The following is a 25,614-nucleotide window of genomic DNA, read 5'->3' as shown; positions in this document are numbered from 1 at the left end:
GGGGCCGGCCAGCAGTTCCGTACGTCGATCTACGGGAGGCCAGCGGATGTCGGAGCAGGGCACCACCACGGAGAGTCAGGGCAACAAGTACCCGCCGGACCCCGAGTTGGCGAAGACCGCCAACGCCCGCCCCGAGATGTTGGAGCAGGGACTCGAGGAGTTCTGGGACGAGCAGGCCAAGCAGCGGCTCGACTGGTTCGAGCCCTACGACAAGGTCCTCGAGTGGAACATCCCCCACGCCAAGTGGTTCGAGGGCGGCAAGATCAACGCCTGCTACAACTGCGTCGACCGCCACGCGGAGGGCGACAAGGCGGACAAGGTCGCGCTGCACGTCGTCCCGGACGACGGGCCGGACTCGTCGCAGGCGCGCGACATCACCTACGCGGAGCTGCAGCGGCAGGTCGTCCGGTTCGCGAACGGGCTGAAGAAGCTGGGCGTGGGCAAGGGCACCGGGGTCGGCATCTACATGCAGATGATCCCCGAGGCCGTCGTCGCGATGCTCGCGTGCGCCCGCCTCGGCGCGCCGCACACCGTCGTGTTCGGCGGGTTCTCCGGCAAGGCGGTCGCCGAGCGCTGCAACGACTTCGAGGCCAAGGTCCTCATCACGCAGGACGAGGCGCTGCGCGGCGGCAAGGTCGGCTCGCAGAAGACGAACGCCGACGACGGCCTGGGCAACGACACGACCGTCGAGAAGGTCGTCGTCGTGAAGCGCACCGGTGGGGACATCCCGATGACCGACCGGGACGTCTACCTCGACGACCTGCTCGAGGGGGAGTCCGACGACCCGTCGTCGTGCCCCTGCGAGCCGATGGAGTCCGAGGACCTGCTGTTCCTGCTCTACACCTCGGGGTCCACGGGCAAGCCCAAGGGCGTCGTCCACACCACCGGCGGCTACCTGACCGGTGTCACCACCACGACCAACCTCGTCTTCGACATGAAGGACGACTCGGTCTACTGGTGCGCGGCCGACATCGGCTGGATCACCGGGCACAGCTACATCACCTACGGGCCGCTGGCCAACGGCGTGACCTCGGTGCTCTACGAGGGCGTCCCGGGCTACCCGGACAAGGACGTCTGGTGGAAGATCATCGAGAAGTACGGGGTGACGATCCTCTACACCTCGCCCACCGCGATCCGCTCCCACATGAAGTGGGGCGAGAAGTACGCCCAGTCCGCGGACCTCTCGTCGATCAAGATCCTGGGCAGCGTCGGCGAGCCGATCAACCCCGAGGTCTGGGAGTGGTACCGCGAGCACGTCGGCGGCGGCAAGGCGCCCATCATGGACACCTGGTGGCAGACCGAGACCGGGCACATCCTCATCACCCCGCTGCCCGGGATCACGACCCTCAAGCCGGGCATGGCGCAGCAGCCCTTCCCGGGCGTGCGGCCCGAGATCCGGGATGACGAGGGCAACGTGCTCGGCACCGAGCAGACCGGCAATCTCGTGCTCACCGCGCCGTGGCCGGGCATGATGCGCACGCTGTACAAGGACGACCAGCGGTTCCGCGACACCTACTGGTCGAAGTACTCCGACGCGTACTTCGCCGGTGACGGCGCGAAGTACGACGCCGACGGCGACATCATGCTGATGGGTCGCATCGACGACGTCGTCAACGTGTCCGGGCACCGTCTCTCGACCTTCGAGGTGGAGAGCGCCCTGGTGGAGCACGAGGACGTGGCCGAGGCCGCTGTCGCGTCCCGCAAGGACCCCGACACCGGACAGGCCATCGTCGCCTTCGTGTCGCTCAAGGGCGACACGCAGGGCACCGAGGAGCTGGAGCAGGCCCTGCGCGAGCAGGTGGCCCAGTCGATCGGCAAGCTGGCCCGGCCGGCGTCGGTGATCTTCGCCCCCGACCTGCCGAAGACGCGGTCGGGCAAGATCATGCGTCGTCTGCTCAAGAACCTCGCCGAGGGCGAGGAACTGGGCGACACCACCACACTCGTCGACCCGTCGGTGGTCGAGGAGATGCAGAAGCAGATGCAGCAGGGCTAGGTGCGCTCCGCGCTCGTGAGCAGAAAGTGTCGGTATACCGACACTTTCTGCTCACGAGGCCGAAGGCCACCTAGGCACGCGGGCGGTCCTCGACGGCCGGCGGGGTCTCGCCGCGCAGGACGGCGAGCTCGTCGGTCACCCGGTCCATGATGCGGTCGGTGGCGGCGGCCAGGGCCTTGCGCTGCCCCTGCTTGCCGACGAGGTCGGAGAGGTCGACCGGCTCGCCGGCGAGCACGCCGAGCGTGGCGCGGGGGACGAGCACGGGCCGCGTGGCCTTCGGGGGCAGCAGGTGGTTCGCGCCCCACTGGCCGACCGGGATGACCGGCGCGCCCGTCGCGAGCGCCATCCGCGCGATCCCGGTGTGCGACTTCTGCGGCCAGCCGTCGGACTCGTAGGGGAACCCGCCCTCGGGGTAGACCACGACGAGCTCGCCACGGTTCACCGCGTCCACGGCGGCCCGGTAGGCCTCGATGCCCGAGGCCTTCCGGTCCACCGGGATGTGGCGGCCCCCGCGCAGCGGCGAGCCGACGACCCGCATCGCCCACAGCTCCTTCATCGCGAGGAACCGCGGCACCCGGCCCTGAGCCATGCAGTACGCGACGAGCACGATCGGGTCGACGTGCGTGAGGTGGTTGACCGCCAGCAGCGCCCCGCCGGTCGCGGGCACGTTCCTGCCACCCCGGAAGTCCCAGCGGGCGACCGCCATGAGGATCGGCCACAGCAGGTCGATCGCGAACCCGTAGCCGAACCCGCGGTCCCGCCGGGCGTAGAGCACCCAGATCGCCAGCTTCCGCCAGAGCCGCATCGCCCGTCCCGGGGGCCGGGCGTCGTGGGCCTGGGCGATACGGCGCACCCGCGGGTGCGGCCGTGGGGCGGGCGGGCCCTCGGGTGCGGGGGCGTCGGCCGGCCGGGTCCGCGGCGCGGGCCGCGTGGCGCCGTTCGTCTCGGGAGCGGCGGGCGCGGCGGGAGTGGCGGGCGCCGCGGCCGGCTCCGGCGGCGGCGGCGCCAGGGGGGAGCCGGCGGGAGGCGCGTCCTCGGGCTGCGAGCTCATGGCCGCAGATCATGGCAAGTCCTCCGCCCCGCCCGCATGAGTAGTTCTCCGCGTCGGGCGAACCGCGGGGGCTCCCGCCGCGATGATCCGGGCGACGCCGCGGCGGTGCGCCGCGACGGTGTGGATTTCCGGACACCCAGTGTCTGCGGAGTCGCACCGCTGACACGAGAGGACGGCCCATGGGTCAGGCAGCAGCACGGGTGGCGCGCGCGGTCGGTGTGTTCGTGGAGACGACGCGCAGCGGAGCTCGACCCGCGGATGTGGACGGGCGGCTCCCCGTGCGCCTCCGCGCCTGGGACGGCAGCGAGGCCGGCGCGCCCGCCGACTCGGGCGCGCCCGTCGTCGTGCTGAACCACCGGCGGGCGCTGCGCCGCCTGCTGTGGCAGCCCGGCGAGATGGGGCTGGCGCACGCGTACGTCTCCGGGGACCTCGACGTCGAGGGCGACCTCGGCGAGGGCCTCGCCGCGATGTGGGGGCTCGTCCGCGACGGCGCCGTGACGCCGCGCCGGCCCCGGCTCGGCGAGCTGCCCGGCGTCGTCGGGAACGCCGCGCGGCTCGGGCTGCTCGGCCCGAAGCCGGCGCCGCCGCCCGAGGCGATCCGGCTCCCGCGGTTCGCGCGCCTGCACTCGAAGCTGCGCGACCGGGCGGTCATCCACCACCACTACGACGCCGGCAACGCCTTCTACGAGCTCATTCTCGACGCGAACATGGCCTACTCCTCGGGCTACTGGGCCGACCTCGACGCCCCGCTGACCCCCGAGGACCTGCGGGCCGCGCAGGACGCCAAGCTCGACATGGTCTGCCGCAAGCTCGGGCTCGGGCCGGGCTCGACGCTGCTCGACGTCGGGTGCGGCTGGGGCTCGCTGCCGATCCACGCGGCCAAGCACTTCGGGGCGCAGGTCCGCGGCGTGACGATCGCGACCGAGCAGCGCGACCACATCAACCAGCGCATCCGGGCCGAGGGGCTCGCCGACCGGGTCCAGGTCGACCTCGTCGACTACCGCGACGTCCCCACCCGCATCGAGGAGTACGGCTCCTTCGACGCGGTGTCGAGCATCGAGATGGGCGAGCACGTCGGTGACGAGAACTACCCGACCTTCGCCGCCATCCTCCAGGGCGCCCTCAAGCCCGGGGGACGCGCGCTGGTCCAGCAGATGAGCCGCGGCGCCAACCACCCGGGCGGCGGAGCCTTCATCGAGACCTACGTGACGCCGGACATGGTGATGCGGCCGGTCGGGGACACGCTGACGCTGCTGCAGCGGGCCGGGCTCGAGGTCCGGGACGTCCACGTCATGCGCGAGCACTACGTCCCGACGATCCGCGCGTGGCTCGCCACGCTCGAGGCCCACTGGGACGAGGCCGTGCGCCTCGCCGGGGTCCGCGGCGCCCGGATGTGGCGGCTCTACCTCGCCGGGGGCGCGCTCGCGTTCGAGGAGAACCGGATGGGCGTCGACCAGATCCTGCTGGTGCGCCCGACCGCGACCGGCCGGTCCGGGATGCCCGCGACACGGGCCACCTTCGAGCCGGAGGGGCAGAAGGCGGGTACTCCGGCGCCATGAGCTTCTCCTGGGCGGCCGCCGGGCTCCTGCTGGCGGTCGCCGCGGCGGTCGTCGTCGTGACCTTCGCGGTGACGCTGCTCGTCGCGCGGGCGGTGGGGAAGCACTCGGTCGTCGACGTGACCTGGGGCCTCGGCTTCGTGCTGATCGCGGTGGCCGCGTACCTGACGTCGGGGGCGCTCGGCGTCGGGAACCCGACGGTGCGGCTGGTCGCGCTGCTCCTCCCGGTGATCTGGGGGCTGCGGCTCGCGGTCTACATCGGGTGGCGCAACCGGGGCAAGGGCGAGGACCCGCGCTACACCGCGATGCTGGGCGACGACCAACCCGCCGGCGCGATCACCTGGACCGTCGTGCGCAAGGTCTACCTGACCCAGGCCGGCGTCATGCTCGTCGTGGCGCTGCCCGTCCTCGCCGCGATGGTCCGCGCCTCGACCGTGCCTGCGGTGCTCGTCGTCGGGGGAGTGGTCTGGCTGGTCGGGATCGTCTTCGAGTCCGTCGGCGACGCCCAGCTGGCCCGCTTCAAGGCCGACCCGGACAACCGGGGGAAGGTCCTCGACTCCGGGCTCTGGCGCTGGACGCGCCACCCGAACTACTTCGGCGACTTCTGCGTGTGGTGGGGCATCTTCGTGGTCGCGGCGGGGCACCCGGCGGCGCTGGTGAGCGTCGTAGGACCGCTGCTGATGAGCTACCTGCTGATCGGGGTCACCGGCAAGGAGCTCACCGAGAAGTCGATGTCCGGGCGGCCCGGCTACGACGACTACGTCCGCCGGACCTCCGGGTTCTTCCCGCTGCCCCCCGACACCGCGCCCGCCCGCGCCACCTGAGGAGGACCACCCCCGTGACCGAGCCGCTCCCCGACGACCTCGCCGCCCTGCTGCGCCGCCCCGCCCCCTGCTTCGTCGCGACCGTGATGCCCGACGGGTCACCGCAGCTGACCGAGACCTGGGTGGACACCGACGGCGAGCACGTCGTCGTCAACGTCGTCGAGGGGATGCAGAAGGCGCGCAACGTCGCGCGGGACCCGCGGGTGGCCGTGAACGTCGTCGACCCCGACCAGCCCGCGCGCTACTGGGGCCTGCGGGGCCACGTGGTGGAGACGACGACCGAGGGCGGTGCGGAGCACATCGAGGAGCTCTCGCAGCGCTACCTCGGCCGTCCCTACCCGAACTTCGGGGGCGGCAACGGCGCCCGGCTGATCATCCGGATCGCCGTCGACTCCTTCGCCCACACGCCGGAGTGGTGAGGCCCGGCCGTCGGCTCAGGCCTCGGCGCGCTTGCGGAGCACGGCCAGCGCCGAGTCCGCGTGCTCGTCGAAGCGCATCTCGCCGGTGATCACCTCGAGCACGCGCCGGTCGGTGTCGATGACGAACGTCTTCCGCTTGATCGGCAGCACCGGCAACCAGGACCGCTTCGCGTCGAACTGCTTGGCGACGGCGCCGCCCGGGTCGGAGAGCAGCGGGTAGTCGAACGAGTTGTTCACCGAGAACGTGTGCTGCTTCTCGACGGAGTCGGCGCTGATGCCGACCCGCTGCGCACCCACCGCGGCGAACTCGCCGGCCAGGTCGCGGAAGTGGCAGCTCTCCTGGGTGCAGCCGCCCGAGGAGGCGAGCGGGTAGAAGAACAGCACCACCGGCCCGTCGGCGAGCAGACCCGAGAGGGTGCGCTCGCGGCCCTGGTCGTCGGCGAGGGTGAAGTCGGGGGCGAGGTCGCCGGCCTTCATGTGTGGTCCCTTCCCGGGTCGGGGCCCGGAGTCGGCGGGTGTCGGGGGGCGTTCGTCGATGTGACCTCGGTGGTTCAGCGACCCTCACCACCCGCCGTCGGCGCGGATCCGGTTGCAGGATGGATGGGGTGACCTCGTCCCCGACGCGTGGTGCGTCCACCCTGCCCCGCCTCGAACCGGCCTCCCCGCACGGCAGCGGCGCCGGCGGCGTCGCGCTCGTCCTGCACGGCGGCCGGCCCGACGGGCAGCAGGCGGCCGGGGGCTTCCTGCTCTCCCACGTGCGGATGGTGCCGTTCGGGCAGGCGATCGCCCGCGCCGGGGCGTCGCGCGGGGTGGAGACGGCGCTGCTGCGCTACCGGGTGCGGGGGTGGAACGAGCCGCAGTTGGACCCCGTGCGCGACGCCCGCTGGGCCCTCGACGACGTCCGCCGGCGGCACGGCGACGACGTCCCGGTCGTCCTCGTCGGCCACTCCATGGGCGCCCGCGCGGCGCTGCGGGTGGGCGGGGACCCGAACGTCGTCGGGGTCGCGGCCCTCGCGCCGTGGATCGGCCCGGGCGAGCCCACCGAGCACCTCGCCGGGCAGACGCTGCTGATCGCGCACGGCGACCGCGAGCGGATGACCGACCCGCGGGCGTCGCTGGCGTTCGCCGACCGGGTGGCGCGGATCAGCGACCGCGTCGCCCGCTTCGACGTCCACGGGGACGGCCACGCGATGCTGCGCCGCGCGGGGGAGTGGCACCGGCTCGTCGCCCGGTTCACGCTGGGTGCGCTCGGCCTCGAACCGTTCGAGGATGCCGTCGCGAACGCCATGGCGGCCGGCGCCCCCGAGGGCCTGTCGGTGCCGCTGTGAACCCGGCCGTGCTGTCGGCCCGCACCCCAGGAGCAGCCCGTGCCTCGTGACCGTGTCGCCGTCGTCGGGGCGGGCGTCTCCGGCCTCACCGCCGCCTACGTGCTGCAGCGCGAGTGCGACGTCACGCTGTTCGAGGCCGAGGACCGCCTCGGCGGCCACGCTCACACGCACGCGGTGCCCACGGCGACCGGCGGGACCGTCAACGTCGACTCCGGGTTCATCGTCCACAACGAGGCGACCTACCCGCACCTGATCCGGCTGTTCGGCGAGCTCGGCGTCGCGACCCAGGACTCCGAGATGTCGATGAGCGTGCGCGACACCGCGACGGGGCTGGAGTACGCCGGGGCGCGCGGGGCGGCCGGGCTGTTCGCGCAGCGCCGGAACCTCGCGAACCCGCGGCACCTGGCGATGCTCGCCGAGGTGCTGCGCTTCCACCGGGCGGCGCGGCGGGTGCTCGCCGAGGGCGATCTCGACGACGAGGTCACGCTCGGCGAGTTCCTGCGCCGGCACCGGTTCTCGCGCCACTTCGTCGACACCTTCGCCGTCCCGGTGGTCTCGGCGGTCTGGTCGTCCGGGGCGGCGCTGTCCATGCAGTACCCGGCGCGCTACCTGTTCGCCTTCCTGGCCAACCACGGGCTGCTCTCGGTCGGGGGCTCGCACCAGTGGCGCACGGTGGTCGGCGGGTCGGCCCGCTACGTGGAGCGCGTGGTGAAGGGGCTGTCGGCGGTGGAGGTGTCGACGCCGGTGCGGGCCGTGGTGCGCGACGCCGAGGGGATCGAGGTCCGCGACGACGCCGACGTCGCCCACCGGTTCGACCGGGTCGTCGTCGCCACCCACGCGCCGACGGCGCTCTCGCAGCTGGCGGCGCCCACCGTCGCCGAGCGCGAGCTGCTGGGCGCGTTCACCTACTCGGCGAACGAGACCTGGCTGCACACCGACACCTCGGTGCTGCCCCGGGCGGCCGACGCCCGGGCGTCGTGGAACCTGCTGCGCGTCCCCGACGACGACCGCGTGCTCGTCAGCTACGACATGACCCGGCTCATGCGGCTGCCCGGCGACGAGACCTACGTCGTCACGCTGAACGCGACCGACCGGGTGGACCCCGCGAGGGTGATCGCGCGCATGGACTACGAGCACCCCGCCTACACGCCGGCCTCGGTGGCGGCGCAGCGCCGGCTGCCGGAGCTGAACGACGGCCGGGTGGCGTTCGCCGGGGCGTACCACGGGTGGGGGTTCCACGAGGACGGGTGCGCGTCGGGGGTGCGGGCGGCGGCGTCGCTCGGGGTGACCTGGTGACACGTCAGCGGTGTCGCATCGCAGACACTGGACGTCCGGAAAGCCACACCGTCGACGTGCCCGCGCTGTACGACGTGACGGTCGGCCACCGGCGCTCCCAGGTCCTCGACGACGCGTTCACCCACCGCATGGTGCTGTGGCTGGTCGACCTGGACGACCTGCCGTCGTTCCCGGGCATCGCCTTCCGCGGCGCCGACCACCTCGGCCACCCCGACCGCCCGATCCGCGAGAACCTGGACGCGTTCCTGGCCGCCGAGGGCCGTCCGCGGCCGGCGCGGGTGCTCATGCTCGCCCACCCGCGCACGCTCGGCTACGTCTTCAACCCGATCACCCTGTACTGGTGCCACGACGCGGACGGCGCGCTCACCGCCGTCGTCGCCGAGGTCCACAACACCTACGGCGGGCGCCACCACTACCTGCTCGACGTCGACGACGCCGGGCGGGCGCGCGTCGACAAGGACTTCTACGTCTCGCCGTTCTTCCCGGTCGACGGCGAGTACCGGATGCGGGTCCCCGAGCCGGCGGAGACGCTCGCGGCCACCGTCGTGCTGCGGCGTCCCGACGAGGCCGGCGTGCTGACGACGGCCTTCGTCGCGACCATGCGGGGACGACGACGGCCGGCGACCCGGGCCGCCGTCGTGCGGGCCCTCCTGCGGCACCCGTTGGTGACCCAGCGGGTGTCCCTCGCGATCCGGCGGCGCGGGATCCGGCTGTGGGCCCGCGGGCTGCCGGTGATCGCGCGCACGCCCGCCGACGTCGACCCGGGACTGGGTCAGCTCGCGGCCCGGGGCGCAGAATCGCGGGTGTGACCGCTTCCGCACTGGAGATCCGGACCGCCGTCGCCGCCGATGTCGACGCCCTGCTCGAGCTCATCCACGCCGCCTACCGCGGCGAGGGCGGGCGGACCGGGTGGACCACCGAGGCCGAGCTGATCGCGGGCCCGCGCACCACCCGCGAGCTGCTCGCCGCCGACCTCGCCGACCCCGCGATCACGCTCCTCGTCGCCGGCGCCCACGACGGGTGCGCCGCGGTGACCCACCGGGCGGGCGAGCCGACGGCGTCGTTCGGGATGTTCGCGGTGCGCCCGGACGGCCAGGGGACCGGGCTCGGCACGGTCCTGCTGTCCGCGGCCGAGGACCACGCGCGGGCCGGGGGCGCGACCACCATGGAGATGTGCGTGATCGACCGCCGCGCCGAGCTCATCGCCTGGTACGAGCGCCGCGGCTACGCGCGCACCGGGGAGACCCGGCCGTTCCCGTACGGGGAGCCCGGCGTCGGCTTCCCCCACGACGCCGACCTGCGGTTCGCGGTGCTCACGAAGTCCCTCGTGGGCGGCGCGACGTCGTAGGCTGACCGCCGTGCCGACGCTGACCCTGGCCCAGGACCCGGACGCCGACGCGGTCCTCTCGGCGAACCCGCTCGCGCTGCTGATCGGCATGCAGCTCGACCAGCAGTTCCCGATGGAGCGCGCGTTCGCCGGCCCCGCCCTGCTCACCGAGCGGATCGGCGAGATCACCGCGCAGAAGATCGCCGACTACGACCACGACGCCCTCGTCGCCGCCTTCACCGGCCCGCCCGCGCTGCACCGGTACCCGAAGTCGATGGCCGAGCGGGTGCAGGCGGTGTGCCGGGCGATCGTCGAGGACTACGACGGCGACGTCACCCGGATCTGGACCGAGGCCGCCGACGGCGACGACGTCTTCCGCCGGCTGAACGCCCTCCCCGGCTGGGGGAAGATGAAGGCGCAGATCTTCACGGCGCTGCTGGGCAAGCAGTGCGGGCTGGAGGCCGATGGCTGGCGCGACGCCGCCGGCTCCTACGGCGACGAGGGCTCCCGACGCTCCATCGCCGACGTCGTCGACCCCACCACCCTCGCCGAGGTCCGCGACTTCAAGCAGGCCCAGAAGCGGGCGGCGAAGGAGAAGGCCCCGGCGAAGGGGTAGGGCGCTCGGGGCCGGTCGGGTCAGCGGCCGGGGTTCCGCCGAGTGGATCGTGGAGGTTCACTCGCGGGCGGTGGCGGCCCGGGGGCCGACCGAGTGGACCCTGAGGGCTGCGGTGGCAGCCGTGGGGGCCCACTCGGCGTGGTGGCGGCAAGGGGCGGTCGACCGAGTGGACCCTGAGGGCTGCGGTGGCAGCCATGGGAGCCCACTCGACGCTCGTGGGGCGGTCACCCCAGCTCGCCCTCGACCGCGAGGTCGATCCGGACGTCGTGGTGGGTCGTGTGCGGGGTGACCGCCGCCGGGAGGTTCCGACGACGGGTGCCCGACCACGACCGCTCCGCGCCGTCGCCCCGGAAGACGATCTCGTCGCCCTCGACCTCACCGAACGCCATCTCCTCCGCGGCGACGGTGCTGTGGAACGACACCCAGCTCATCGGTCGGCGGTGCCGCTGCGGCGGGCGCGGCGCGGGCGGGCCGGGGCCTCGTCCTGGTCGCTGCGTCGGCGGCCGGTCGTCCGCCGCTCCGGCGTCTCCTGCCGTCCGGTGCGCCGGGTTGGCGTCTCGCGGGTCTCCTGCCGGGCCGGTCGACGGCCCTGCCGCTCCCGCGGCGCGTCCTGGGACTCCCGCTCCTGGGGGCGGCGGCGTGCGCTCGCCCTCCGGACCGGTGCGGCCTCCTCCTCGGGCGCGGGCGTGTCGGAGACCTCGGCGGCATCGGACGGCGACGGGTCGTCGGGCTCGGGCTCGTCGGATGCCGTCTCGTCGGCGTCGGGCTCGGCGTCCGCGTCCTCCGTCTCCTCGATCTCGGCGTCGGCGTCGGCGTCCTCGGACTCGGCGTTCCCCGTGTCCTCCAGGTCCTCCAGGTCCTCGGCGTCCTCGGCGCCGGACTCGACATCGTCGTCGACGTCCTCCACCTCGGTCTCATCCGCGTCATCGACGTCGGTGTCGTCCACGTCCGAGTCGTCGGCCTCCGCAGCGGTGTCGAGCTCGTCCTCGGAGCCGGACCCGGCGACCGCGTCCGCCTCCGCGTCCAGGTCCGCGTCCTCCGCGTCCAGGTCCGAGCCCTCCGCGTCCAGGTCCGCGTCCAGGTCCTCGTCCGCACCCTCGGCGTCGGCCTCGCCCGCATCCACCGTCGGCAGGGCGCCCTGGTCGGCGTGGGAGTCGTCGACCTCCGGGCCCTGCTCCTCGGTGTCACCCTGCGACGACCGGCCGGCGCCCGTCTCCGAGCCGGTCAGCCCCCTCGCCGTGTCGCCGACGTCCGAGACCGTCTCGCCGGCCCCTTCCCCCACGTCGGAGACCGCCTCGCCCGCGCCCTCGCCGACGTCGGACACCGCGTCCGCGGCCCCACGTCCCAGCTCGCCCGCCGCGGTCCCGGCCCCGGAACCCACCTCCGAGACGGCGTCGCCCGCCCCGCCGCCGAGCTGCTCGACGGCCTGGCCCGCGCCCGAGCCCACCTCCTGCGCGGCCTGTCCGAGCCCTCGGGTCACCTGCTCGAGGATCTGCGGGTTGCGGTCGATCGTGTCCAGCACCCGGCCGACGATCCCCGCCACCTCGTCGAGCCGGACCTTGAGCGTGGCCTGCGCGTTGACCCCGCGGATGCCGAGCTTGACGCGGCCGAGGGCGGCGTCGACGCCGACGTTCAGCTTCACCAGGTCGAGCACCTCGGCCTGCAGCGAGACGTGCGCGCGCAGGTCCTCCACCTCGAGGTCGATCTCGTCGACCTCGAGGGTCGGCACGTGGAGGTAGACGTCCGGGCTCGAGTCGTGGCCACCCGCATCCGGCTCCTGGTCCTCGGCGCTGCTCGGCCGGCCGTCCCCGTCCTGCCGGCCCTCCTGGTCGCCCTCCGGCTCCCAGACGGACTGCTCCTGGATGGTGTCCTCGGACATGGCTCTCCTCGATCGTCGCGGTCGCGGAGCCACGGCTGCCCGAGCGCGTCCGCGCCGCATGCGCCACCGGCACCGAGTTGGTCCCAGGGCGGGCGGCACCTGCGCCGCGCGACGACGTCGCTACGCCGTCCGCGCGGTCAACCCCGTCGGCGCTGTGTCGTCGCGGCTCCCGAGGGCGGCGAGGCCGACGGCCTACGTGCCCTCCGACCGGAACCCGGCCACGGACTCGTCGAACGCCGCGTACGCGTCGTAGCCCAGGACCTCGTAGAGCTCGGCGCGGGTCTGCATCCGCTCGACCAGCCCTGCCTGCGTCCCCTCGGCCGCCAGCGTGCGCAGGCCGTCGGCGACCGCCCCCATCGCGAGCCGGAAGAGCGTGACGGGATAGATCACGACGTCGACGCCGAGGTCGGCCAGCGTCGAGGCCGGCAGCAGGTCGCTGCGGCCGAACTCGGTCATGTTGACCAGCAGCGGCACCTCGATCGCCGCGCGGAAGCGCTCGATGTCGGCGGGTCCGGACACCGCCTCGGCGAAGACCATGTCGGCGCCCGCGTCGACGTACGCCCGCGCCCGCTCCACCGCCGCGTCGAGGCCCTCGACGGCGGCCGCGTCGGTGCGCGCGCACACGACGAAGTGCGGGTCCCGACGACCGCGCACGGCGGCGGTCAGCATGCGCACCACGTCCTCGACGGGACGGACCCGCTTGCCCGCGAGGTGCCCGCAGCGCTTCGGGTTCTCCTGGTCCTCGAGGTGGCAGCCGGCGGCGCCGGCGTCCTCGAGCACCTGGACGGTGCGGGCGGCGGAGAGCGGCTCGCCGAAGCCGGTGTCGGCGTCGACGAGCACCGGCAGGTCGGTCACCCGCGCGATCTGCGCCGTGCGCGCGGCGACCTCCGACAGCGTGGTGAGCCCGACGTCGGGCAGCGCCAGATCCGCCGACACGACGGCACCCGAAACGTAGACCCCCTCGAACCCGGCCTCGGCGATCATCCGCGCGCCCAGCGGGTTCGGCGCGCCGGGCAGGCGCAGGAGCCGGTCGGAGGCCAGGCCGTCGCGGAACGCGCGACGGCGGGCGGCGGGCGTCGTCGTCGTGTGGAGCACGCTCACATCGTCCTCCGGGGCGTCGGTGATGGGATGTCGTCATGCGCACCGTGCACGTCGTCGGCATCGGCGCCGGCTCCCCGGGACACCTCACCCTCGACGCCGTGGCGGCCCTCGGGTCCGTCGACGTCGTCCTCCTGCTCGCCAAGCGCGGCGCCGCCGACGAGCTCACCGACGCCCGCGCCGCGCTCGCCGAGCGGTTCGCGCCGCAGGCGAGGGTGGTGCGCCGCCAGGACGCCCACCGCGAGCGGGGCACCACCGAGGAGGGCCGCTACCTCGCGACGACGGCGAGCTGGCGCGACGAGCGCGTCGCGCTCTACGAGGAGCTCATCGCGACCGAGGTCCCCGACGGCGGGTCGGTCGCGCTCCTCGCGTGGGGCGACCCGGGCATCTACGACGGCACCGTCGACACCGTCGAGCGCATCGCCGAGCGCGGCCACGTCGCGATCACCTGGTCGGTCGTCCCCGGCATCTCGGCGCCCGCGGCCCTCACCGCCGCCCACCGCGTGACGATGACGCGCACCGGCCGGCCGGTCGCGGTCACCCCGGCGCGCCAGGTCATCGCCGGCACCCCGACCGAGCGGGCCGACCTGGTCGTCATGCTCGACGGCGCGGACGCCCACGGCGTCGACGCCGCCCCCGACGACGCCACCGTCTACTGGGGCGCCTACCTCGGCACCCCCGACGAGGCGCTGATCAGCGGGCGGGTGGCCGACGTCCGCGACGAGATCCTCCGCCGCCGCGCCGAGCTGCGGGAGCGCAAGGGCTGGATCATGGACACCTACCTGCTGCGCCTGCCCTGACACCGCGGGTCAGCCGTCGGCGAGGCCCGTCGTCAGGTGCTCGACGTGGTGCACGGCCTCGTCGAGCAGCTGGGCGACGTGGTCGTCGTGGAGCCGGTAGCGGATCTGGCGGCCGTCGCGGTCGCCGACGACGAGGCCGAGGTGGCGCAGCACCCGCAGCTGGTGGGACACCGCGGACTGCTCCATCCCGACGTCGGCGACCAGCTCCGAGACGGTGCGCGGGCCGATGCGCAGGCGCAGGAGCAGGCGGACCCGGCTCGACGTCGACAGCGCGTGCATGGTGCGGGCGACGGCGTCGACGGCCGCGGGGGAGGCGACGGTGGGGATCGCCTCGTCGGTGCCGTGGCCCATGGCGGGGGAGCCTACTCACCTGCACGGTTGCTCAGACATGAAAGCATGAACGCTCTTTCATGTCTGTGTATCGTCGGCGCCGTGTCGATCACCGAGGCTCGGCCCACCGCCGCGTCCCCGCCGCCCGCCGCCCGGGGCTCCGCGCTCGCGACGCTCGTGCGGCTCGCCGAGGCCCGCTGGGCCGGGCTGGCGCTCGCCGCGTTCCTGGTCGGGGGCCTGCTGGTCCTCGCCGGCGCCCCGGCCTGGACCTGGGGGCCCGTGCTCGCGGTGTGCTACGCCGCGGGGGGCTGGGAGCCCGCGCTGGAGGGCCTGCGCGCGCTGCGGGCGCGCTCGCTCGACGTCGACCTGCTCATGGTCGTCGCCGCCCTCGGGGCCGCGGCGATCGGCCAGCCGGTCGACGGGGCACTGCTCATCGTGATCTTCGCGACGTCGGGCGCGCTCGAGGCCTGGGCGACCGCGCGGACCGAGGAGTCGGTCGGCGGGCTGCTCGCGCTCGCGCCGGCCCGGGCGCGGCGGCTGAGCGGCGACGACGGCGGGGACGACGACGGCGAGGACGTCGCCGCCGAGGAGCTCGCCGTCGGCGACGTCGTGCTCGTGCGGCCCGGCGAGGCCGTCGCGGCCGACGGCGTCGTCGTGGCGGGGGCAGCCGATGTCGACCAGGCGAGCATCACCGGCGAGCCGCTCCCCGTCGCCAAGACCATGGGCAGCGAGGTCTACGCCGGCACGATCGCCGGGGGTGGTGCGCTGCGGGTGCGGGTGGTCCGCCCGGCGGCGGACTCCGTCGTCGCGCGGATCGCGGCGCTGGTCGAGGAGGCGGCGGGGACGAAGGCCCGCGCGCAGCTCGTCGTCGAGAAGATCGAGCAGCGGTACTCGGTGGGGGTCGTGGCGGTGACGCTCGCGGTGTTCGCGGTCCCGCTGGCGCTCGGGTCCTCGCTCGACGACGCCCTCCTGCGCGCGATGACCTTCATGATCGTCGCCTCGCCGTGCGCGGTGGTGCTCGCGACGATGCCGCCGCTGCTCGCGGCGATCGCGAACGCGGGCCGCCGGGGGCTGCTCGTGCGCTCGGCGCCGGTGATGGAGCGGCTCGGCGCCGTCGACGCCGTCGTGCTCGACAAGACCGGCACCCTCACCGTCGGCGCCCCGCGGGTGGCGGAGGTGGCCGCGACCGACGGCGACGACGACGCGCTGCTCGCGCTCGCGGCCGCGGTGGAGGGGCCGAGCGAGCACCCGCTCGGCCGCGCGGTGGTGGCGGCCGCGCGCGAGCGGGGCCTGCCGGCGGCGCCGGTCCTCGACTTCGCCGCGGCGCCCGGCGCCGGGGTGCGCGGCCGCGTGCACGGCCGGCTCGTCGGGGTCGGCCGCCCGGACTCCGACCCGGGCGCGCTCGCGCCCGTCGTCGCCGGGGCCGAGGGCCGCGGCGACACCGCCGTCGTCGTCACCGACCTCGTCGCCGACCGCCCGCTCGGGGTGGTGGTCCTGCGCGACACGGTGCGCGACGAGGCGCCCGACGTCGTCGCCGGGCTCGCCGCCCGCACCGCCACGCCGCCCGTGCTCGCGACCGGCGACCACCCGCGCGCCGCCGGGGTGATCGCGGACCGGCTCGGGGTGACCGACGTGCGGGCGGGGCTCCTGCCCGAGGACAAGGCCGGGGTCGTCGAGCGCCTCCGCGCCGGCGGCCGCACCGTCGCCGTCGTCGGCGACGGGGTGAACGACGCGCCCGCGCTCGCGGCCGGCGACGTCGGGATCGCGATGCACGGGGTGGAGCTCACGGTGCGCGCGGCCGACGTCGTGGTCCTCGACGGCGGGCTGGCCCGGCTCCCGTGGCTGTTCGACCTCGGCCGCCGGGCCCGGCGCACCGTGCGGGCGAACCTGGTGATCGCCGCCGTCCTGATCGCCGGCCTCGTGGCGTGGGACCTCGTGGGCCACCTGCCCCTCGCGCTCGGGGTCGCCGGCCACGAGGGCTCGACGATCCTGGTCGCCCTCAACGGCCTGCGCCTGCTGCGGGGCCCGCGGTCCTGAGGGCCGGGGTTTCCGTCGTCGCGGGCGAGGGGCACCACCGCGCGGCGCCGGCTCGGTCCGCCGAGTTGCCCCTACCTACCTGTTGCAGAAAGCTCGCAACAGCGACCGTGGTGTCGAATCCGAGGAGAGCGCGAGCGATGGCGGAGTACACGCTGCCCGACCTGCCCTACGACTACGGGGCCCTCGAGCCCCACATCTCGGGCAAGATCATGCAGCTGCACCACGACAAGCACCACAACACCTACGTGACCGGCCTGAACACCGCGATCGACGCCCTCGCGGAGGCCCGCGAGAAGGACACGATCGGGACCACGGCGCTGCTGTGGGAGAAGAACCTCGCCTTCAACTACGGCGGGCACATCAACCACACGTTCTTCTGGCAGAACCTCTCCCCGGACGGCGGCGACAAGCCCACCGGTGAGCTGGCGTCGGCGATCGACCGCGACTTCGGGTCGTTCGAGAAGTTCCAGAAGCACTTCACGGCCGTCGCCACGACGATCCAGGGGTCGGGCTGGGCGATCCTGGGCTTCGACACGCTGGCCCAGAAGCTGCGCATCTTCCAGCTCTACGACCAGCAGGCCAACGTGCCGCTGGGCATCGTGCCGGTGGTCATGCTGGACATGTGGGAGCACGCCTTCTACCTGGACTACCTCAACGTCAAGCCGGACTACGTCGCGGCGTGGTGGAACGTCGTCAACTGGGCCGACGCCGCGAAGCGCTTCGAGGCCTCCCAGGGCGCGAAGCTCGTCTGACCCCGCGACCGCGCGGTGGTCGTTCCGACCGAGCTCGTCCACCGCGCCCGCCGACGGCCCCCGGGGAGAGCCCCGGGGGCCGTCGTCCGTCCGTCACACGTCTCCCGACGGTTGATGGACGTGCCGACGGGGACCCGGGGTGGGACAGTGTCCGCGAGGGGAGGTGGTGGCGTGAGCAGGCGTCACGACGACGACCCGGTCCTCATCACCGAGGCCCAGGTCTCGTTCGACGACGAGTTCGCCGCTCGGAAGCGGCGCTACTCGATCATCATGCTGTGCCGCATCCCGTGCCTGTTGCTGGCGGGGCTGTCCTACCTGGCCTTCGGCAACGCCTGGATCGCCGTCGCGCTGATCGTGCTCTCCGTCCCGCTGCCGTGGGTCGCCGTGCTCATCGCGAACGACCGGCTGCCCAAGAAGGCGCGCACCGTCAACCGCTACCGGCCCGACCGGCGCGCGCTGCCCGAGGTCAGCGAGGCGCGGATCATCGAGGCGGCCGAGATCCTCGACGCCCGCTCGCACCGCACCGACGGGCCCCGGCAGGAGCAGCAGGACGACGCCGAGCACCACCCGCCGCGCACCGGCACCGACGGCTGAGACACCCGGGCGGATCGTCCGGGAGCGGCGGCGCCCGCGGCGCCCGCGTGGGGCATCATGGAGCCATGAGCCAGACCGCGGTGCTCCCCGACGTCCGTCCCGAGGGCACGGACCGCACGACCGACGACGACCCGAAGATGTTCCACTACGTCCGCAAGGACAAGGTGGCCGAGAGCGCCGTGATGGGCTCGATGGTCGTCGCGCTGTGCGGGGAGACCTTCCCGGTGACCCGCTCGCCGAAGCCGGGGTCGCCCGTCTGCCCGGCCTGCAAGGAGATCTTCGAGAAGCTCCCCCGCGGCGGGGACGACGACTAGGGGCGCCCGCTCCCCGTCGTCCACCGCCCGGACCGGCACCCGGTCCCCCTGCCCGGCGCCCGCCGCCGGGCGTCCCTGGCCACGTCCCGCCCCGGAGGGTCATGACCACGCGCGCTCCCCGCAGGAACCCCGCCCCCGTGCCCGACGCTCCCGTCCCGGCCGCGCCACCCCTGCGCCAGTGGCAGCGACGCGCCCTCACCCGCTACCTCGCCGACCGGCCGAAGGACTTCCTCGCGGTCGCGACACCCGGCGCCGGGAAGACCACGTTCGCCCTGAAGGTCGCGGCCGAGCTCCTCGGCGACCGGACGGTCGACACCGTGACGATCGTCTGCCCCACCGAGCACCTCAAGCACCAGTGGGCGCAGGCGGCCACCCGCGCCGGGATCGCGATCGACCCCGAGTACTCGAACTCGGTCGGGAAGCTCTCCGCCGACTTCCAGGGCGTCGCCGTCACCTACGCGCAGGTCGCCGCGCACCCCGTGCTGCACATGAACCGCACCGAGGGCCGCCGCACCCTCGTGGTCTTCGACGAGATCCACCACGCCGGGGACGCCAAGAGCTGGGGCGAGGCGACGCGGGAGGCGTTTGCCGGGGCCACCCGCCGCCTCGCGCTCACCGGGACGCCGTTCCGGTCCGACGACAGCCCGATCCCGTTCATCACCTACGAGCCCGACTCGGCGGGGGCGCTGCGCTCGAAGGCCGACCACTCCTACGGCTACGCCGACGCGCTCGCGGACGGCGTGGTGCGCCCGGTGGTCTTCCTCGCCTACTCCGGGCAGGCGAGCTGGCGGACCAGCGCCGGCGAGGAGATGACGGCCCGCCTCGGCGAGCCCCTCACCGCCGAGCAGACCTCGCGCGCGTGGAAGACGGCGCTCGACCCCAAGGGCGAGTGGATGCCCGCGGTCCTGCAGGCCGCCGACACCCGCCTGACCCAGCTGCGCGCCGGGGGGATGCCCGACGCCGGGGGCCTGGTCATCGCGACCGACCACACCACCGCGAAGGCCTACGCGAAGATCCTGACCCGCCTGGCGGGCGAGGAGCCCGTCGTCGTGCTCTCCGACGACCCCAAGGCCTCCGGGCGCATCGCGGCGTTCTCGGAGACGAACCAGCGGTGGCTGGTCGCGGTCCGGATGGTCAGCGAGGGCGTCGACGTGCCGCGCCTCGCGGTCGGGGTCTACGCCACGAGCGCCTCCACGCCGCTGTTCTTCGCCCAGGCCGTGGGCCGCTTCGTGCGGTCGCGGCGGGCGGGGGAGACCGCGTCGGTGTTCCTGCCGAGCGTCCCGACGCTGCTGGGGCTGGCCAGCGAGCTCGAGCTGCAGCGCGACCACGTGCTCGGCGAGCCGCACCGCCCGAAGGAGGGCCTGGACGACGAGCTCGTCGAGCAGGCCAACCGCACCGAGGACGAGCCGGGGGAGCAGGAGAAGAGCTTCGAGGCCCTCTCGGCCGAGGCCGAGCTCGACCAGCTCATCTACGACGGTGCCTCGTTCGGTACGGCGGCGGGCTCGGGCACCGCGGAGGAACAGGACTACCTCGGCCTGCCGGGCCTGCTCGACCCCGACCAGGTGCGGGCGCTGCTGCGCCGGCGCCAGTCCGAGCAGCTCGACGATCGGGCGAAGCAGGAGGCGGCCGAACCGACGCCGGCCGCGCCGCCCGTCCGGCTCAAACCGAGTGCGGCCGAGAAGCTCAAGGAGTTGCGCCGCGAGCTGAACACCCTCGTGGCCGCCCACCACCACCGGACCGGGGCGCCTCACGGGGTGATCCACGGGGATCTCCGGCGGGCCTGCGGCGGTCCGGCGACCCCGGTGGCGACGGCCGAGCAGATCGAGGAGCGGATCGCGACGCTGCGCTCCTGGCGGTGAGCCCGCGCAGCCGGCCGCGAGCGCTGTGGTCGAGATCACATCGTGCGGCCGGCGGGTACGACCGGTGTCGATCTCGTCGCGATACGTGCCCGACACCGGGGACACGTCGCCGTCACACTGCGTTGTCGATCCGGCGCCGGACGATCGTGGTGCGGCGAGGCGCAGGGGTCGCACGCGGTGATCACGCGGACCACCCGTCCGAGGACGTCACGCCGGGCGGGTCGGTCCGTCGGACCCTCCTCGCCGCCGACCGCGACGGCGGTCGGCGCGGGACCCGTGGGCGGCCGGCTCACGGGGCTCGTCGGGACCCCACACACGACGACGGCGGGCGGGAACCGGTCCGGTTCCCGCCCGCCGTCGTGTGGGGCCATCAGCACTCGCGCGCGGCGACCTCGTCGCCGCTGGTCAGGGCGTCGTCAGACGACCTCGCCGGCCTGCACGTCGATGGAGAGCTCCTTCATCTTCGCCTCGTGCGTACGGGCGTGGTGCCCGCAGAAGAGCAGCTCCCCGCCGGAGGGCAGGATGGCGCGGACCTTCGCCGCTGCACCGCAGCGGTCGCATCGGTCCGAGGCGGTGAGTTCTGGCCGGGTCAGGGTTCCGGGCATCGTCATCTCCCTCCGTTCGGGAACCGGCCGGGAAACCGGTCCCGCAGGCTCCGGCCGAGTGACCGTCGCCCCTCCACTGTGTCAGACCCGACCGACGACCGCTCGTGTTCACACGCTGCTTTGTCGTGGGTCACGTACCGCTCATCGACGTTCGGCGACCGTTGTTATCGGGTACGGCTGGGAACCACACGATGGTGAGTCGATCTTCCGCGACGAGCGGTCCGCCGGCCCCGTTACTGTTCGTGATCGGCGGGGTCTCGATGTACGCCGGCGCGGCGCTCGCCGTCGGGCTGTTCGCGGAGGCGTCACCGGCCGGGGTCGCGTGGTTACGGCTCGCGGGCGCGGCGGCGGTGCTGGCCGTCTGGCGGCTCGTGGCGGCGCGGGCCGGACGGAGCAGCGGGCGTTGGACCGGACGGCGGGTGGCCCTGGCGAGTGCCTTCGGGCTCGTCACCGCGGCCATGAACATCGTCTTCTACGAGGCGATCGCCCGGTTGCCGCTCGGCACCGCGGTCGCCGTGGAGTTCTCCGGGCCGGTGCTCGTCGCGGCGCTCGGCTCGCGGACCGGGCGGGACTGGTCCGCGCTGGGACTGGTCGTCGCGGGCGTGGCGCTGATCGCCGACGTCCGGCTGGAGGGCTCGCTCGTCGGGGTGCTCTGCGCGCTCGGGGCCGCCCTCCTGTGGGCCGGGTACATCGTGCTCGGCACGCGGGTCTCGGCCGGCTCGGACAGCGCGGGGGAGGGGATCGACGGGCTCGCCCTCGGGTTCGTCGTGGCGACCGTGGTGCTCTCGCCGCTGGCACTGACGGTGGGCCGGGTCGCGGACTCGCCGGCGCTGCTCGGCTCGGCGCTGGCGCTCGGGGTGCTGTCGTCGGTCGTGCCCTACGTGCTCGACCAGGTGGTGCTGCGCCGGGTCGGGCGGGCGCGGTTCGCGCTGCTGCTGGCGCTGCTGCCGCTCACGGCCACCGTCGTGGGGCTGGTCGGGCTCGCGCAGGTGCCCGCGCCGCTCGAGGCGGTGGGCATCGCGGCCGTCGTCGGCGGGGTGGCGCTGCGGCGGGAGCCCGGCGGGCCGGCGTCGAACGACCCGTCCGCGCGAGGGGAACCCCCGGTCGACTAGAACGACCGAAGGGTCCCCTCGCGCGGGGAGCTGGCTAGCCTGACCGCCGGATTCCGTCGAGGAGAGGTGGGGGCCGTGACTGCACTCGAGGACGCCCGGGAGCGCGGACGGGAGCTCGCGGCCGCGCTGGCCGCCGACGGCGTCGCCGGCGTCGTGATCGTGTGGGCGGACAACAACGGCATCCCCCGGTCGCGGACCGTCCCGGTGTCGGCGCTGCCGCAGGTCGCGGTGGCCGGGGTCGGCGTGACCCACCTGTTCGCCGTCTTCGACACCAACGACGGCATCGCGTTCGGCTCGCCGGGCATGGAGAACGCGTCCGGCGACGTCCGGCTGGTCCCGCAGCTCGACCGGGTCACCCGCCTCGCCGGGCAGCCGGCGTTCGCGTGGGTGCCGGGCCGGCAGGTCACCGCCGACGGCGGGCCGTGGGCGTTCGACCAGCGCTCGGTGCTCGAGCGCACCGTCGCCCGGCTCGACGCCGCCGGCTACTCGGCCCTGGTCGGCTACGAGATGGAGTTCGGGGTCTTCGAGCAGCCGCAGGACCGGGACGACGACGCCCTGCTCCCGGCCCACCCGGGGCCCGCCTACAGCCCGCACGCGCTGCTCCCGATCGACGACTTCGTCGCCTCGGTGATGCGCGACGCCGAGGCCAACGGGCTGCGGCTGGGGCAGGTCCACGCCGAGTACGGGCCGGCGCAGGTCGAGCTGTCGCTCGCCGCCACCGACCCGCTGACGGCCGCCGACCACCAGCTGCTCGCCCGTCAGACGGTGCTCGCGGCCGCCGAGGCCCACGGGCTGCGGGTGTCGTTCGCGCCGCTGCCGACCCTCGCGGGCGCCGGCAACGGCTGGCACGTCCACACCTCGCTGTGGCGCGGCGGCGAGAACCTCCTGGCGGGCACCGCGGAGGGCCCGCGGGGGACGGCGGGCGCGGCCTACATCGCCGGGCTGCTGCGTGACCTGCCGGCGCTCGCCGCGGTGACGGCGCCCTCGCTGGGCTCCCTCGCCCGCATCCGGCCCGGGTTCTTCGCCGGGGCCTTCGGGTTCTGGGGCGTCGAGAACCGCGAGGCCCCGCTGCGCTACGTCCCCGGCTCGGCGCTGCTCGGCGAGGACCACGCCAACGTCGAGCTCAAGGTCTCCGACGCCTCCGCCAACCCCTACCTCGCCCTCGCCGCCCTCCTGACCGCCGGGGTGGCCGGGGTCGAGGAGAACCTCGCCCCGCCCGCCCCCCTCAGCGCCGACCCGGGCACGTGGAAGAAGAAGGAGCGCGCGGCGGCGGGCATCGAGAAGCTCCCGTCCACCCAGGCCGAGCAGGAGGAGGCGCTGTCGAACAACCCGCGGATCGCGGGCGTGCTCGGCGAGGACCTCCTCGGCGCCTTCCTGGCCGTGCGGCGGGCCGACGCCGGGTGGGCCGAGGAGAAGGAGACCGAGGACGTCCTCGCCGCCTGGCGGTGGAGGTACTAGTCCCCCGCGGCAAGGCGTCGCGCTCCGACGGTCACGAGCGGGTGAGCGCGCCCAGCTCGTCGTCGGAGAGCTCCAGCTGCAGCGCCGGCAGGATCTCGTGCAGCTGCGTCAGGGTGCGCGCGCTCGCGATGGGCGCCGCGACCGTGCGCTGCGCCGCCAGCCACGCCAGGGACACCGCCGCGACCGGGACGTCGTGGGCAGCGGCGATCTCGTCGAGGACGCCGAGCAGCGCCTCGCCGCGGTCGTCGAGGTAGCTGCGGGCCCCCTCGGCGCGGGCGTTCGCCATGGCGCCGCTCGCGGCGCCGGTGTCGACGTCGCCGCCCTCCGGCCGGTACTTCCCCGTCAGGAAGCCCTTCGCGAGCCCGAAGTACGGGTAGCAGACGAGGCCCTCGCGCTCGACCACCGGCGCCTGCTCGGCCTCGTACGCGCGCTCGACGAGGTTGTAGTGCGGCTGCACGGCCGCGAACCGCGCCAGGTCGTGCTTGTCGGAGATCTCCAGCGCGCTCGCCAGCCGGTCGGCCTCGAAGTTGGACGCCCCGATCGCGCGGACCTTCCCGGCGCGGACGAGCTCGTCGAACGCGGCGAGCGTGTCCTCCTGCGGGGTGTCGAGGTCGTCGCGGTGGGCGTAGTAGAGGTCGATGTGGTCGGTCTGCAGGCGGCGCAGCGAGTCGTCGCAGGCGGCCTTGATGTTGTCCGGGCCGAGGCCCTTGCGCTCGGCCCACGACCCGACCTTCGTCGCGACCACGACGTCGTCGCGCCGGCCGCGCCGCGCGAGCCACCGCCCGATCACGGTCTCGGACTCGCCGCCGGAGAGTCCCTCGGCGCGGGCCATGTAGCTGTCCGCCGTGTCGATCATCCGCCCGCCGGCGTCGACGAACGCGTCGAGCAGGTCGAAGGAGGTCGATTCGTCCGCGGTCCAGCCGAAGACGTTGCCGCCGAGGCACAGGCCGGTGGGGAGCGAGGGGGAAGACGTCATGGTCATGGCGTACCCCGATGGCGGGCAGACCCTGCACCCGGCCCGCAGATCTTGGTCCGCGGGGCCGGGGCGTGGCAGCGTCCGCGCCGGGACGATCACGGACCGGGAGGCGGCGTGGAGACCGATCTCGAGGAGCTGCTCGCGGACATGGCGTCGCTGGGCGAGGCTCCGACGCTGCTGGTCGCGTGCGGGTTCGACGGCGCGCTGTCGCCCGACGGCGAGGACCGCGCCGTGCAGCAGTCGTCGGAGGCGCTCAACGTGCTGCTGGCGCTGCCGGGTACGACGGTGGCCGTGGTCTCCCGCCGCCCGGCCGACGAAGTGTCCGAGCTGATGTTCCTCTCGGGTTCCAAGGGCGGGCTGCGGATGTGCGGGCCCGGGGACCTGGCCGCGCTGCGCCGCGAGGTGGGCGGGGTCGCCCTGGTGATCGACGTCGACCCGGAGTCGCTCGAGGGGCTCGGCGCGTCCGACGTCGGGGTGCTCGTCGACGACGACGAGGACCCCGACGACGACGGCCACCGCCGGGTCGCCGACGCCGACGAGGTCGTCGAGGTCCTGGAGGAGCTGGTGTCGGCGCGGCGCCACTGACGAGCCTCAGCGCCGCAGCGCCTCCAGCATCGCCGCGTGCACCGTCGGGCGGGCGATGAGCAGGTCGGGGGAGTAGGGGTCGTCGCGGCCGTACGGGACCTCGGTGCCGTCGATGCGGGTGGCGCGCAGCCCCGCCGCCATCGCGACGGCCATCGGCGCGGCGTTGTCCCACTCGTACTGCCCGCCGGAGTGCAGGTAGACGTCGGCCTCGCCGTCGAGCACGGCGAGGGTCTTCACGCCCGCGGCGGAGTGCTTCACGAGCCGCACCCGGAACGCCCGCTCGACGGTCCGCAGTTCGGCCGGCGGCCGGGACCGGCTGACGGTGACCGCCAGCTCGCCGTCGTCGGGCAGCGGGGTGTCGGGCACCTGACCGACGGTGCCCGAGTCCACCAGCTCGCCGGTGCCCGGGATCGCGACCGCGCCCGCGGCCAGCCGCCCGTCGACCACCAGCGCGACGTGCACGCCCCATTCGTCGGTGCCCCGCCCGAACCCGCTGGAGCCGTCGAGCGGGTCGACGATCCACAGGCGGTGCGCGCCGTGGCGGCGCCGCGGGTCGAGCGAGCCCTCCTCGGAGAGCACGGCGTCGTCCGGGCGGCGGAGGGCGAGCTCGCGGGTGAGGTACTCGTGTGCGTCGGCGTCGCCGGCGTACTCCCGCTCCCGCCCGGGCGGCGTCCGGTCGCGCAGCGCGAGCAGCAGCTCGCCGGTCGCCGCGGCGAGCTCCCGGGCGAGGGCGGCGTCCTCCGCCGTCGCGGGGCTGCCGGGGGTCAGGACGTCGGCGGTGCTCACCCCCCGATCTTCGCCCACG

The 25,614-nt window shown here is 74.4% G+C and carries 27 protein-coding genes; 18 read left to right on the top strand and 9 right to left on the bottom strand.

The window, feature by feature from the left end; all coding sequences use genetic code 11:
• Positions 1-46 precede the first annotated feature (46 nt).
• Positions 47-1,993 carry an acetate--CoA ligase gene (gene acs, locus HH311_RS08550; RefSeq protein ID WP_169183215.1) on the top strand — a complete coding sequence of 649 codons (1,947 nt, stop codon included), beginning with the start codon at positions 47-49 and terminating at the stop codon, positions 1,991-1,993.
• A gap of 70 nt (positions 1,994-2,063) precedes the next feature.
• Here the strand turns inward: acs and HH311_RS08545 are convergent, their stop codons facing one another.
• On the bottom strand, positions 2,064-3,044 hold the full coding sequence (locus HH311_RS08545; RefSeq protein ID WP_248292331.1) for a 1-acyl-sn-glycerol-3-phosphate acyltransferase: 981 nt from the start codon (positions 3,042-3,044) through the stop codon (positions 2,064-2,066).
• 179 nt (positions 3,045-3,223) lie between these two features.
• On the opposite strand from HH311_RS08545, the gene HH311_RS08540 reads away from it, so the two are divergent.
• From HH311_RS08540 to HH311_RS08530, 3 genes are read left to right on the top strand one after another with little or no spacing between them, the layout of a single operon-like run.
• A complete protein-coding gene (locus HH311_RS08540; protein ID WP_169183214.1) occupies positions 3,224-4,603 on the top strand; it encodes a cyclopropane-fatty-acyl-phospholipid synthase family protein in 1,380 nt (459 codons plus the stop codon).
• On the top strand, positions 4,600-5,424 hold the full coding sequence (locus tag HH311_RS08535) for a DUF1295 domain-containing protein (protein ID WP_169183213.1): 825 nt from the start codon (positions 4,600-4,602) through the stop codon (positions 5,422-5,424). Before HH311_RS08540 ends, HH311_RS08535 begins: the two co-directional genes overlap by 4 nt.
• A 14-nt stretch (positions 5,425-5,438) precedes the next feature.
• The gene (locus tag HH311_RS08530; protein WP_169183212.1) at positions 5,439-5,843 is read left to right on the top strand and encodes a PPOX class F420-dependent oxidoreductase; all 405 of its coding nucleotides are present in this window, start codon (positions 5,439-5,441) and stop codon (positions 5,841-5,843) included.
• A 15-nt stretch (positions 5,844-5,858) separates the two neighbouring features.
• On the opposite strand, the gene HH311_RS08525 is transcribed toward HH311_RS08530, so the two are convergent.
• Positions 5,859-6,320, bottom strand: a complete 462-nt coding sequence (locus tag HH311_RS08525) for a peroxiredoxin (protein WP_169183211.1) — start codon at positions 6,318-6,320, stop codon at positions 5,859-5,861.
• A 128-nt stretch (positions 6,321-6,448) separates the two neighbouring features.
• Between HH311_RS08525 and HH311_RS08520 the strand changes: the two genes are divergently transcribed.
• From HH311_RS08520 to HH311_RS08500, 5 genes are read left to right on the top strand one after another with little or no spacing between them, the layout of a single operon-like run.
• The gene (locus HH311_RS08520) at positions 6,449-7,171 is read left to right on the top strand and encodes an alpha/beta fold hydrolase (RefSeq protein WP_312030015.1); all 723 of its coding nucleotides are present in this window, start codon (positions 6,449-6,451) and stop codon (positions 7,169-7,171) included.
• 39 nt (positions 7,172-7,210) lie between these two features.
• Positions 7,211-8,467 carry an FAD-dependent oxidoreductase gene (locus tag HH311_RS08515; RefSeq protein WP_169183209.1) on the top strand — a complete coding sequence of 419 codons (1,257 nt, stop codon included), beginning with the start codon at positions 7,211-7,213 and terminating at the stop codon, positions 8,465-8,467.
• A gap of 56 nt (positions 8,468-8,523) precedes the next feature.
• Entirely contained in the window at positions 8,524-9,276 is a 753-nt protein-coding gene (locus HH311_RS08510; RefSeq protein WP_169183208.1) for a DUF1365 domain-containing protein, read from the top strand.
• Positions 9,273-9,815: a GNAT family N-acetyltransferase gene (locus tag HH311_RS08505; RefSeq protein WP_169183207.1), complete on the top strand. Its 543-nt coding sequence runs from the start codon at positions 9,273-9,275 to the stop codon at positions 9,813-9,815. Before HH311_RS08510 ends, HH311_RS08505 begins: the two co-directional genes overlap by 4 nt.
• 10 nt (positions 9,816-9,825) lie before the next feature.
• A complete protein-coding gene (locus tag HH311_RS08500) occupies positions 9,826-10,410 on the top strand; it encodes an HhH-GPD-type base excision DNA repair protein (protein ID WP_169183206.1) in 585 nt (194 codons plus the stop codon).
• A gap of 224 nt (positions 10,411-10,634) precedes the next feature.
• On the opposite strand, the gene HH311_RS08495 is transcribed toward HH311_RS08500, so the two are convergent.
• The 3 genes from HH311_RS08495 to prpB form a co-directional block, all read right to left on the bottom strand.
• Positions 10,635-10,841 carry a hypothetical protein gene (locus tag HH311_RS08495; RefSeq protein WP_169183205.1) on the bottom strand — a complete coding sequence of 69 codons (207 nt, stop codon included), beginning with the start codon at positions 10,839-10,841 and terminating at the stop codon, positions 10,635-10,637.
• On the bottom strand, positions 10,838-12,289 hold the full coding sequence (locus tag HH311_RS32570; protein ID WP_211189875.1) for a hypothetical protein: 1,452 nt from the start codon (positions 12,287-12,289) through the stop codon (positions 10,838-10,840). The genes HH311_RS08495 and HH311_RS32570 overlap by 4 nt, the downstream gene beginning before the upstream one ends.
• Before the next feature lie 192 nt (positions 12,290-12,481).
• Positions 12,482-13,384, bottom strand: coding sequence for a methylisocitrate lyase (gene prpB, locus HH311_RS08485; RefSeq protein WP_169183392.1), 903 nt, complete (start codon positions 13,382-13,384; stop codon positions 12,482-12,484).
• Between the two features lie 41 nt (positions 13,385-13,425).
• Here prpB and cobF point away from each other — a divergent pair, with 41 nt between their 5' ends.
• Entirely contained in the window at positions 13,426-14,187 is a 762-nt protein-coding gene (gene cobF, locus HH311_RS08480) for a precorrin-6A synthase (deacetylating) (protein WP_169183204.1), read from the top strand.
• Positions 14,188-14,196: 9 nt separating this feature from the next.
• On the opposite strand, the gene HH311_RS08475 is transcribed toward cobF, so the two are convergent.
• On the bottom strand, positions 14,197-14,538 hold the full coding sequence (locus HH311_RS08475) for a helix-turn-helix transcriptional regulator (RefSeq protein ID WP_169183203.1): 342 nt from the start codon (positions 14,536-14,538) through the stop codon (positions 14,197-14,199).
• A 45-nt stretch (positions 14,539-14,583) separates the two neighbouring features.
• Here HH311_RS08475 and HH311_RS08470 point away from each other — a divergent pair, with 45 nt between their 5' ends.
• The 5 genes from HH311_RS08470 (at position 14,584) to HH311_RS08450 (ending at position 20,073) form a co-directional block, all read left to right on the top strand.
• Entirely contained in the window at positions 14,584-16,554 is a 1,971-nt protein-coding gene (locus tag HH311_RS08470) for a heavy metal translocating P-type ATPase (protein WP_169183202.1), read from the top strand.
• Positions 16,555-16,691: 137 nt separating this feature from the next.
• Complete coding sequence (locus HH311_RS08465) at positions 16,692-17,306, top strand: superoxide dismutase (protein ID WP_169183201.1); 615 nt, start codon at positions 16,692-16,694, stop codon at positions 17,304-17,306.
• Positions 17,307-17,477: 171 nt separating this feature from the next.
• Complete coding sequence (locus HH311_RS08460) at positions 17,478-17,900, top strand: DUF3099 domain-containing protein (RefSeq protein WP_312030014.1); 423 nt, start codon at positions 17,478-17,480, stop codon at positions 17,898-17,900.
• Positions 17,901-17,965: 65 nt separating this feature from the next.
• Positions 17,966-18,214, top strand: a complete 249-nt coding sequence (locus HH311_RS08455; RefSeq protein WP_169183199.1) for a DUF3039 domain-containing protein — start codon at positions 17,966-17,968, stop codon at positions 18,212-18,214.
• Positions 18,215-18,315: 101 nt separating this feature from the next.
• Entirely contained in the window at positions 18,316-20,073 is a 1,758-nt protein-coding gene (locus tag HH311_RS08450) for a DEAD/DEAH box helicase (protein ID WP_169183198.1), read from the top strand.
• A gap of 416 nt (positions 20,074-20,489) precedes the next feature.
• On the opposite strand, the gene HH311_RS08445 is transcribed toward HH311_RS08450, so the two are convergent.
• A complete protein-coding gene (locus tag HH311_RS08445) occupies positions 20,490-20,684 on the bottom strand; it encodes a hypothetical protein (protein WP_169183197.1) in 195 nt (64 codons plus the stop codon).
• Positions 20,685-20,938: 254 nt separating this feature from the next.
• Here HH311_RS08445 and HH311_RS08440 point away from each other — a divergent pair, with 254 nt between their 5' ends.
• Positions 20,939-21,790 carry a DMT family transporter gene (locus tag HH311_RS08440; protein ID WP_169183391.1) on the top strand — a complete coding sequence of 284 codons (852 nt, stop codon included), beginning with the start codon at positions 20,939-20,941 and terminating at the stop codon, positions 21,788-21,790.
• A gap of 75 nt (positions 21,791-21,865) precedes the next feature.
• Positions 21,866-23,248 (top strand): glutamine synthetase family protein, encoded by a 1,383-nt coding sequence (locus tag HH311_RS08435; protein ID WP_312030013.1) that lies wholly within the window; start codon positions 21,866-21,868, stop codon positions 23,246-23,248.
• 31 nt (positions 23,249-23,279) lie between these two features.
• Here HH311_RS08435 and HH311_RS08430 read toward each other — a convergent pair whose 3' ends face one another.
• The gene (locus tag HH311_RS08430; RefSeq protein ID WP_248292330.1) at positions 23,280-24,224 is read right to left on the bottom strand and encodes an aldo/keto reductase; all 945 of its coding nucleotides are present in this window, start codon (positions 24,222-24,224) and stop codon (positions 23,280-23,282) included.
• Positions 24,225-24,338: 114 nt separating this feature from the next.
• Here HH311_RS08430 and HH311_RS08425 point away from each other — a divergent pair, with 114 nt between their 5' ends.
• Positions 24,339-24,809 (top strand): hypothetical protein, encoded by a 471-nt coding sequence (locus HH311_RS08425; RefSeq protein ID WP_169183194.1) that lies wholly within the window; start codon positions 24,339-24,341, stop codon positions 24,807-24,809.
• Between the two features lie 6 nt (positions 24,810-24,815).
• On the opposite strand, the gene HH311_RS08420 is transcribed toward HH311_RS08425, so the two are convergent.
• Entirely contained in the window at positions 24,816-25,595 is a 780-nt protein-coding gene (locus HH311_RS08420) for an inositol monophosphatase family protein (RefSeq protein WP_312030012.1), read from the bottom strand.
• Positions 25,596-25,614: the final 19 nt, after the last annotated feature.

Source organism: Actinomycetospora sp. TBRC 11914, assembly GCF_012933465.1.
GTDB lineage: Bacteria > Actinomycetota > Actinomycetes > Mycobacteriales > Pseudonocardiaceae > Actinomycetospora.
The sequence above is the reverse complement of the archived record's forward strand: the minus strand, read 5'-3'. Positions and strand labels throughout refer to the sequence as shown.

Excerpts from the sequence above, each read along its gene's own strand:
- acs (WP_169183215.1), top strand. The coding sequence starts at position 47 with ATGTCGGAGCAGGGCACCACCACGGAGAGTCAGGGCAACAAGTACCCG.
- HH311_RS08545 (WP_248292331.1), bottom strand. The coding sequence starts at position 3,044 with ATGAGCTCGCAGCCCGAGGACGCGCCTCCCGCCGGCTCCCCCCTGGCG.
- HH311_RS08540 (WP_169183214.1), top strand. The coding sequence starts at position 3,224 with ATGGGTCAGGCAGCAGCACGGGTGGCGCGCGCGGTCGGTGTGTTCGTG.
- HH311_RS08535 (WP_169183213.1), top strand. The coding sequence starts at position 4,600 with ATGAGCTTCTCCTGGGCGGCCGCCGGGCTCCTGCTGGCGGTCGCCGCG.
- HH311_RS08525 (WP_169183211.1), bottom strand. The coding sequence starts at position 6,320 with ATGAAGGCCGGCGACCTCGCCCCCGACTTCACCCTCGCCGACGACCAG.
- HH311_RS08495 (WP_169183205.1), bottom strand. The coding sequence starts at position 10,841 with ATGAGCTGGGTGTCGTTCCACAGCACCGTCGCCGCGGAGGAGATGGCG.
- HH311_RS32570 (WP_211189875.1), bottom strand. The coding sequence starts at position 12,289 with ATGTCCGAGGACACCATCCAGGAGCAGTCCGTCTGGGAGCCGGAGGGC.
- cobF (WP_169183204.1), top strand. The coding sequence starts at position 13,426 with ATGCGCACCGTGCACGTCGTCGGCATCGGCGCCGGCTCCCCGGGACAC.
- HH311_RS08475 (WP_169183203.1), bottom strand. The coding sequence starts at position 14,538 with ATGGGCCACGGCACCGACGAGGCGATCCCCACCGTCGCCTCCCCCGCG.
- HH311_RS08470 (WP_169183202.1), top strand. The coding sequence starts at position 14,584 with ATGAACGCTCTTTCATGTCTGTGTATCGTCGGCGCCGTGTCGATCACC.
- HH311_RS08465 (WP_169183201.1), top strand. The coding sequence starts at position 16,692 with ATGGCGGAGTACACGCTGCCCGACCTGCCCTACGACTACGGGGCCCTC.
- HH311_RS08455 (WP_169183199.1), top strand. The coding sequence starts at position 17,966 with ATGAGCCAGACCGCGGTGCTCCCCGACGTCCGTCCCGAGGGCACGGAC.
- HH311_RS08450 (WP_169183198.1), top strand. The coding sequence starts at position 18,316 with ATGACCACGCGCGCTCCCCGCAGGAACCCCGCCCCCGTGCCCGACGCT.
- HH311_RS08445 (WP_169183197.1), bottom strand. The coding sequence starts at position 20,684 with ATGACGATGCCCGGAACCCTGACCCGGCCAGAACTCACCGCCTCGGAC.
- HH311_RS08440 (WP_169183391.1), top strand. The coding sequence starts at position 20,939 with ATGTACGCCGGCGCGGCGCTCGCCGTCGGGCTGTTCGCGGAGGCGTCA.
- HH311_RS08430 (WP_248292330.1), bottom strand. The coding sequence starts at position 24,224 with ATGACGTCTTCCCCCTCGCTCCCCACCGGCCTGTGCCTCGGCGGCAAC.